The sequence below is a fragment of the Corallococcus sp. CA041A genome, assembly GCF_003612075.1.
In the GTDB taxonomy this organism is placed as follows: domain Bacteria; phylum Myxococcota; class Myxococcia; order Myxococcales; family Myxococcaceae; genus Corallococcus; species Corallococcus exiguus.
Genome location: NZ_RAWF01000364.1, coordinates 1 through 7,866, shown reverse-complemented (window position 1 = coordinate 7,866; position 7,866 = coordinate 1). Strand labels below are relative to the sequence as shown.

Annotated in this window: 4 protein-coding genes; all 4 read right to left on the bottom strand. The window is 70.4% G+C overall.

The features are described from left to right. Nucleotides 1-1,314: tetratricopeptide repeat protein (locus D7V77_RS38560; protein ID WP_120581219.1), on the bottom strand; the 1,314-nt coding region annotated here is incomplete at its 3' end. Continuing rightward, nucleotides 1,311-4,739, bottom strand: a complete 3,429-nt coding sequence (locus D7V77_RS38555; protein ID WP_120581218.1) for a tetratricopeptide repeat protein — start codon at nucleotides 4,737-4,739, stop codon at nucleotides 1,311-1,313. The genes D7V77_RS38555 and D7V77_RS38560, both read right to left, overlap by 4 nt. A 5-nt stretch (nucleotides 4,740-4,744) precedes the next feature. After that, on the bottom strand, nucleotides 4,745-7,150 hold the full coding sequence (locus tag D7V77_RS38550) for a tetratricopeptide repeat protein (protein ID WP_120581217.1): 2,406 nt from the start codon (nucleotides 7,148-7,150) through the stop codon (nucleotides 4,745-4,747). 13 nt (nucleotides 7,151-7,163) lie between these two features. Next, nucleotides 7,164-7,866: dihydrolipoamide acetyltransferase (locus tag D7V77_RS38545; RefSeq protein ID WP_120581220.1), on the bottom strand; the 703-nt coding region annotated here is incomplete at its 5' end.

The window sequence follows — 7,866 nt, the reverse complement described above, 5'->3', positions numbered from 1 at the left end:
GGGCGAGGCAGGGGTCGGGTTTGCCTCGGGGGCCTTGGCGGCTTCGGCGGCCTTCTTCAGGCCTTCCTTGCGCTCGCGCTCGCGGCGGCGGGTCTCCCGGTCGATGCCCTTCTGCGCGTCCTTGAGGTACTGCGCGGTGCGCTCGTCGGTGCCGCCCTTGGACTTGTACTGCTCCAGGAAGGACGCGGCCTTCTGGAGGCGCTCCAGACCGTCCATTCCGGCGGGCTCCAGGTCCAGGTGGAGCAGGGCGAGGTTGAAGTACACGTCCTTCGTGTCGGGCTGGAGTTGGAGCACGCGCTCGTACTCCGCCAGGGCGCGGGGGAAGTCCCCTTCGCCGCGGTACGCGTTGCCCAGGTTGAGGTGGGCGGCGGCGAAGTCCGGCGCGGCCTTCACGGCGGCTTCCAGCTCCACGCGGGCGCCGGCGTAGTCCTCGCCCTGGTTGAGCAGGGTGCCCAGGTTGTTGCGCGCCTCGGCGAAGTCCGGCCGGAGCGCGATAGCCTGGCGGAAGCGCTCCAGCGCCAGGGGGCGCTCCTTGAGGCCCAGGTGCACCAGGCCCAGGGAGTTGAGGGTGGCCGCGTCCTGCGCGTCGATGGCGAGCGCGTTGCCCAGCACCATGGAGGCCAGCTCGTACTTGCCCTCGCGGGCGTACACCTGCGCGAGCACCTGCATGGCGGGCACGTGCTGCTCGCTGACCTGGAGCGCGCGGCGGGCCTCGGCGACGGCGGCGGGGTGCTTCTTCTGCAGCAGGAGGTTCAGCGCCAGCGCGGTGCGCCGCGCCACCGAGTCCTGCTTCGTCAGCGCCTCGCGCAGCTCCGCCTCCAGCGACGCCGCGCGGCCCGTGCGCGCCGCCAGCCGCACCAGGCAGTCCCACGCGGCCTCCTGGTCCGCGTCCAGCACCAACGCCTGACGGTAGGAGCGCTCCGCGTCCGGGAAGCGTCCCTGGCGCTCCTGCACGATGCCCAGGTTCGTCCACGCGGGGCCCAGCTTCGGGGACTTCTCCAGCAGGGCCTTGAGCGCGGCCTCCGCGATGGTCAGCTCTCCGCGCCGGGCGACCTCCACCGCGCTGGTGAAGTCCCGCTCCGGTCCGGCGAGCGACTTCGCGACCGGCGCCGGTTCCTTCGCCTGGGGCTTCGCGTCGCCAGGCTTCGCGTCACCAGACTTCGCTTCGCCGGGCTTCGGAGACGTGCTGATGGCAGTGACGGGCCCGCCTTCCGGCCCGGTGAGCTTCGAGTCCTTGCGCGTCTCCGGCCCGGAGGCGCAGGCGGACAGCCAGAGCACGAGCCCGGTGAGCGCGAACTTGCGGCCCGCGTTCATGGCGTGCCCCCTTCCGTGAGCCGGGTCGCCCTGTCCGGGTCGGCGCGTGCGGGCGTGGGCGGCGCGGCGAGGCTGCCCAGCAGGCCATCCGGATACACGGTCTCCGACGCGAGCGCGCCCCGGGCCTCCTTGAGGACGGGGTACTCCTTGGGGCGGAAGCGGTTGAGGGACTCCAGCGTGCGGCGCGTCCACTCGTTGGAGACGCGGTTGTTGCGGGCCTCCTTGAGCGTGGCGGCGTAGCTCTCCACCGCGCGGTCCTCCAGCGCCACGGTGCGCTGCGTGAGCATGTCCTGGTACGTCAGCACCGCGTCGTCCCCCAGGCGCTTCACTTCCGGAGGCACCGGCGCGTCCAGCAGCGTGACGGCGAAGCGCTCCAGGGCGTAGCCGCGCCGGTAGAACGACGCCAGCGACCATTCCAGCTGCTTGTACGGCAGCACCTTGGCGTACGCGGCGTCCACCGCCTTCACGGCTTCGGTCTTCTTCGTGAAGCTCTTCTCCAGCGCCTTGCCGGAGCCGCTGAGCTTCAGCGCGTCGAAGCGCTGGAACTCCAGCTCGGCCAACTGGAAGCGGCTGTAGGCGGCGGCTTCCGCGGCGCGCGGCTGCGTGTCCGGCTTCAGCTTGCGGCGGTCGAAGTCATCCGCGGCGGCGGCGTACGCGCGCTCGGCCTCCTTCGCGTTGCCACGCTTCTTCCAGGCGTCACCCAGGCGGCGCTTGGCGTCCACCACCAGCTCCACCTGATCCGCCTTGCTGGCGAACTTGCGGACGAAGGCCTCCAGCGCATTGATTTCGCCCCGGGTGTCGCCCTGCTTCTCCAGGATGCGTGCCGCGCGGTACTGGTTCTCCGGCGCGTTCTTCCCGTGGGGATACAGCTCCACGCACCGCTGGAAGGCAGCGGCGGCCTCCGCGTAGCGCTGCTGTCCTTCGAGCAGCGACGCCGCGTTGTAGAGCGCGGCCTCACGCTCCTCGGCCTTCGGGTAGTCCTTCACCAGCTTCTGGTAGCTGGTGACGGCCTTGTCGAAGTCGTAGGACTTCTGCGCGTTGAGGGCCACGCGGAACAGGGCGGTGTGAGCCCACGGCGACTTCGGATAGTCGCGGTAGATGCGCTCGTAGAGCTTCATCGCGGAGTCGAAGCGGCGCAGTTCCTCGTACGCCACCGCCGCGTTGTTGAGCGCCTTGTCCGCGAACTCGTGGCGGGGGGCCTCCTCCACCAACTGGAGGTACTTCCTGGCCGCCTCGTCGTAGCGCTTCTGCGAGGCCAATTGGTCCGCCAGGTTGAAGCGGCCGGCGAGCTTGAACTTCATCAGCTCGCGGTACTGCTCACTGGACGGATCCACCACCTGCGCGTTGCTGGCGAGCCGCGCGCTGACCTCCTCCACGCTCTTCCAGTCCTGGTCGACGAGGAAGGACTCGATGATGAGGTTGGTGGCGTAGCCGGCCACCGGGTTGCGCGGGTACGCCTGCACCACCCGCTCGAAGCGGGGGCGGGCCTGGGCGAAGTCGTCGTGCGTGTAGAAGAGCTCCGCGGCCTGGTACGCGATGCCCGGCGCGGCCTCCTCCTTGGGCAGGAGCGCCACGTACGCGTCGGACGCCTTCAAGAGCGCGGCCTCCGTCTCCGCCAGGGCCACGGGCGCGTGCGTGCTGTCCTTGGGGCGCTCGCTGGCGCGCAGCGGCTTGCGCTCCGGCACGCGGCCGGCCTTCACGTCCTCGTCCAGCTGCGCCTTCCAGGCGAGCACCGCGTTGTGCGCGGACACGTTCCGGTAGGTGTTGTCCTGGTTGGAGTCGCGGACGGCCGAGTACTCCTTCGCCGCGGCGCCGTACGCGTCCGAGTTGAAGAGGGTCTCGGCGTGGAAGAAGCGCATCGCGTACGCGGTCTTGCTGCGCGGGAAGCGCTCCAGGTACGTGCCGTACGCGCGCGCGGCGGAGGCGTAGGTGCTCTTCGCCTCCGCGGTCTTGCCCTCCTTCTGGAAGGCCTGCGCCTGCTGGTGCTGGTACGCGGCGGCGGAGTAGAGGCTCTGCTCGGCGAGCGTCTGCGCGTGCGACAGCGCGTTCGGGTCGTCCTTGTTCTTCTCGTACCAGGCGCCGCCGGGCAGGTAGCTGTTGGCCAGCTTCTCCGACTCGCGCGCGTACAGGTCCATGCGCCGGTCGCGCTCGTAGGCCTGGACGATGCGCTGCTGCAGGCGCGGCGCGTCCGCGGTGAGCGGGTCGGTGGACAGCACCTGCTGATACGCGGCGATGGCGTCTTCGTTGCGGAGTTGGTCGAAGTAGACGTTGCCCAGCCGGCGGTACACCTCCGGCTCGTAGGGCCGGCCGCCGCGCTTCGCGAAGAGATCGCGAGCCTTGGCCACGCCGCCCCACGTCTCGTCCGCCAGCGACAGAGCGATGTACTGGAGCGCCTCCGAGCGCAGGTCGCCTTCGTCCGCCTTGCTGCCGGACTGCTGGTGGGACTGGTAGTGGTCCAGGAGCAGCAGGAAGCTGTCCACGGACTCCTCGAACCAGTCCATGCGGTAGTACGTCCAGGCCAGCTTGTAGCGGGCCTTGTCGTAGAACCGGTGCTCCGTGTCGCGCGTGGCGGCGGTGTACGCCTCCGCGGCCTTGCGCAGCGCCTCCGGGTCGGTCTCCTCCTCGAACCAGTACTCGCCGATGCGCGTCCACGCGTCGGTGGCGAAGCGGCTCTTCGGATAGCGCGTGGTGAGCTGCTGGTAGGTAGCGAGGCTCTCCTCGTCCTTGTGCTGCTCGTTGAGGCAGTACGCCAGCAGGTACAGGGAGCCGTCGTTGAGCTTGTAGTCCGGGAAGCGCGCGAGCAGCGAGCGATACAGGCCGATGGACGGCGTGAAGTCCACGTCCGGCTCCGGCGGCAGGTCCGCCATGGCCTCGTCGGACATCGTGCGCACGCGCTCCGCGTAGTCCTTGCGCGCCAACTGGTGCTCGTCCGCGGAGCGCTCGTAGTACAGCTCCGCCAGCCGGAACATCACGTCCGGCGTGGCGCGAGGCTCGTCCGGGTAGCGACGCAGGAAGTCCTCGAAGCGGCCGATGGCGTCCAGCCGCTGCGTGCGCTCCTGTGACTCCAGCGCGGTGAGCGTCTTCTCGTAGGCGTTGTTGAGCGCCGAGCGCTTCTGCTGGTAGCGCCGCTCGATGAGCTGCTTCACCTCGCGGTGGAAGTCGCGAGACTCCGCCTCGTACGCCTCCAGCGCGCGGCTCACGTCGCGCAGCAGCTTCTCCTGTTCGGGCGTGTGTCCCAGTCCGTCCAGGTAGCGCGAGGTGTTGGGCGCGGGCGGAACCGGAGCCGCTGGCTGGGCCTTCGCGGGGCCTGAGGGTGCGGAAGGCTTGGAGGTCTTCTTCGAGGCCTGGCTGGGCGTCTTGGCCTTCGCGGCGTGGGCGGCCAGCGGCGCGAGGGCCAGGAGGAGGACGAGGGCAGGGCGGCGCATGGCCTTCAGTCCCCCCCTTCCGACGACAGGACGTCCTTGAACTCCAGGTCGAGCGCGCGCAGTGCGTCCGACTTCTCCTTGGCGACCTTCTGGATGTTCGTGGCGTTGTCCTGCGTGCGGCTGAATGCCACGTCCACCGTGCCGGTGTCGGCCTTGAGCACCAGGTCGTAGAACTGCTGCCGCACGCGGCGGAAGCTCTCGTAGGCGATGCGGCCCACCAGGTTGCGAGCGTCACCGGACGCGGCGGCCACCTCCTGCTCGTAGCCCTGGAGCAGCGCCTGCTCCACGCGCACCTTGTCGCGGATGGACTTCACGCGAAACTCCAACCGCGAGCGCAGCGCCACCCGCGCCACCGCCACGCGGCCGCGCAACGAGTCGATGCGCGAGCGCACCGCGTGCATGCGCAACAGCACGCGCGTGTCCTCACCGGACAGCCGGCCTTCACCGGCGCGCAGGACGCCGTGCTCCTGCTGAAGCGCGGCGGAGTAGCGGGCGCGGATGGCGGCCTCGCCCTCCAGCGACGTGTCCGTGGACTGGCGCTCACTGGCGAGCCGGGCGCGGGTGCGGTCCAGCTCCGCCTGCAGGTCCTTCAGCGTGGCGATCTCCGCCTGGAGCTGCACCAGGAACTCGCGCTCCTCCGCGGGGTCCGCCAGCCGCTCGTCGCGCGTGTCCTCCACCCACTTGCGGATGGCGGCGGCGTTCGCGTGCAGGCTCTGGAGCTCATAGCCCACACGGAAGGCCTCGCGGTCCACCGCGTCCACCTTGGCCTGCATGCGGTGGCGGCGCTCCTCCAGCTCCTTGTTGGTGGTGGGCAGCGCCGCGAAGCGCAGCCGCTGGGCCTCGCGCGCGCCCTGGGCGACGAGGAGCTTCTCGCGCTCGGAGGGCGTCAGCTTCTCCTCCACCAGCTCGGCCTCCGCCTGCACCAGGGACTGCTCCACGGCGGTGAGCGCGGTGTCCACGGCCTCCGTGCGGACGTAGCCCTCCTGGAGTTCCGGGAAGGCCTCCAGCCCGCGCGCGTCCAGCGCCTCCAGGATGCGCTCCGCGATGGCCTTCGCCTCGCCCGCGCCCTGACGGCCACTGTCCAGATCGCCCACCATCCGCACCGCGTCCGCGACCTCCTTCTGCGTGGACGCGTACTTCAGCGCCAGCGGGGGCAGCAGGGTGCTCACGTCCAGCGAGCGCTCGTTGCGCGCGAGCAGGTTGTCGAAATACGCGACCGGGTCCTGATTCACGCGCAGGAGCGCGTCCACCTTGTCTCGCGCGGGCGTGAACATGCGCGCCACGCCGTCATACGTCTCCAGCGCCTCCTCGTACTGGCGCAGCTTCTGGAGCAGGTGCCCCTGGAGGATGCGCGCCTCGGGAGCGAGCTGCGAGTCCGGCGCGACGAGCAGCAGGATGTCCGTGGCGTTCTTCGCCTGCGTGAAGTCCTGCTTGCGCACGTACGTCCACGCGACCTCCAGCAGTGACTCCGGGAAGCGCTCGCTCTCGCGTGGAATCTGGCCGTAGTGGTCCAGCGCTTCGTCGAAACGGCCCGTCTCGTACATCAGCCGGCCCAACGACAGGAACGCGAGCTCGCGGAAGCGCTGGGCCTCCGCCTCCGCGATGCCGGTGGACACCACGGTGTCCGGTCCGGTGCCCACGATGCGCTGGAACTGCGCGATGGCGGCCGGGTAGTCCCCGCTCTGCACGCTCAGGACGCCCAGGTGGTAGACGGCCTGCACGCGGAAGGCGCCGGGGCTCTGCGCCAGCGGGGCGAACAGCGCGCGCGAGCGCTGCTGGTGCTCCTCCGGCGTCAGGTCCAGGCGCTTGAACGTGCCGCGCGCGTGCACGTAGGCGATGTCCGGCGCCAGCACGCCGCCCGACAGCTGCCGCGCCTTCTCCACGTACGCGTCGATGCCGTCGAACTGCTGGAGCCTTCCCGCCACCGCGAGGTAGCGGCTCACCGCCTCCTTGTAGCGCTGCGGCGTCAGGTCCAGCGACAGCACGTCGCGCAGATACACCCGCGCGCCGATGTCGTTCTTCTGCTGGTACAGCGCGTCCGCCAGATAGAAGACCGCCTCCGGGTAGCGCGGGTTCGCCTTGAACGCCGGGTCGCTCACCAGGTCGTAGAAGAGGACGGACGCGGCGGCCCAGTCTCCCAGCAGCGAGTACACCTCGCCCTCGGAGAAGCGCTTGAGTTGCGAGTCGGCGCTGCTGGGCTCGGGGCGCTCCGTGAACTGCGTCTCCACGAAGCGCAGTGACTGCTCCGCCGTGCGCAGCTGCGCCTCCACCGCTTCCACCGAAGCCGCGCGCGAGCTCAACGACGCGGGCATGGGCGGCAGCGCGGCCCCCGGCTTGGAGGCCTGGGGCGCCGGAGCGGGCGCGGCCCCGAGGGACAGCGCGAGGGCCAGGGCGTGCAGCGTCGCGGTCACGGCCTGACGCTCCCTACTTCAGCTCGCTGGAGGTGGTGGCCGGCGCGGCGGGCGTCCCCGGAGCGCCTTCCGGCTCCGAGCCGGAGCCGGCGGGACGGTTCGCGCGCGTGTCCTTGGCCACTTCAATGTCGTAGCGCACCGCGGGCCGGTCCTTGAGGTCCGTGGTGAGGCCGCCCTTCTCCACGCCCACCACGTTCACCGTGGTGACCTTTCCGGACTCCGCGTTGAAGGTGTAACTGGATTGCACCTTGAACTTGTAGCCTTCCAGGTAGCTGAACACGCCGTAGCCGCTGCCCCGGTAGACGAGTCGCACCGCGAGCTGGTGCTGGCCCGGCACGATGCGGCCGTTGAAGACCTCCAGCGACTGGTGCCGGTTCAGGTCTCCCTGCGTGTCCACCTGGGTGAAGATGGGCGCGCCGTCCAGCGCGTACACCACCGACTCCAGCTGGAACGCGTTGCCCATCTCGTTCTTGTGCACGAGCACCGCGCGGGCGCCGGTGGACAGCTCGCCGCCCATCACCGACTCCTGGAGCAGCAGCAGGCGCGCCTTGGAGCGGTAGATCTTCTCCTTCAGGTCGACGACCTGCTCCTCCAGCGTCTTCACTCGCGACGTGAAGGCCTCATCCGCCGTCTGGTCACCCGCGGGTGCCTTCGCGGCGGGGGCCTGTGGCGTGCCAGCGGCCGGGGAAGCAGCGGCGGCGGGAGGCGGGGAAGCA